The sequence below is a fragment of the Pseudomonas sp. 21615526 genome (assembly GCF_013386245.1).
GTDB lineage: Bacteria > Pseudomonadota > Gammaproteobacteria > Pseudomonadales > Pseudomonadaceae > Aquipseudomonas.
The window spans coordinates 1-454 of the sequence record NZ_JACAOM010000253.1; the positions used below are offsets into that span (position 1 = coordinate 1).

The following is a 454-nucleotide window of genomic DNA, read 5'->3' on the forward strand; positions in this document are numbered from 1 at the left end:
CACAGCTATCTATCACCATCATAGGTGGAGTCAAACCGCCCTACCCCCTAGAATCCCCCCACGATTAAAGGAGACGACTTCATGCTGACGGTGATTTCCCCCGCCAAAACCCTCGATTTCGAGTCAAAGCCGGTCACCCCGCGCTTCACCCAGCCGCAATACCTCGACCACTCCCAGGAGCTGATCGAACAACTGCGCGAACTCAGCCCGGCGCAAATCAGCGAACTGATGCACGTCTCCGACAAAATCGGCGGCCTCAACGCCGCACGCTTCGGCAGCTGGACCCCCGCCTTCACCCCCGCCAACGCCAAACAAGCCCTGCTGGCATTCAAGGGCGACGTCTACACCGGCCTCAACGCCGAAACCCTCAAGGACGCCGATTTCACCTACGCCCAGGACCACCTGCGCATGCTCTCCGGCCTGTACGGCCTGCTGCGGCCGCTGGACCTGATGA

At 61.2% G+C, this 454-nt stretch carries 1 protein-coding gene; it reads left to right on the top strand.

Going from position 1 to position 454, the window contains the following annotated elements:
* Positions 1-81: 81 nt before the first annotated feature.
* The coding region (locus HX786_RS31555; protein ID WP_178913090.1) for a peroxide stress protein YaaA at positions 82-454 on the top strand (373 nt) is incomplete at its 3' end.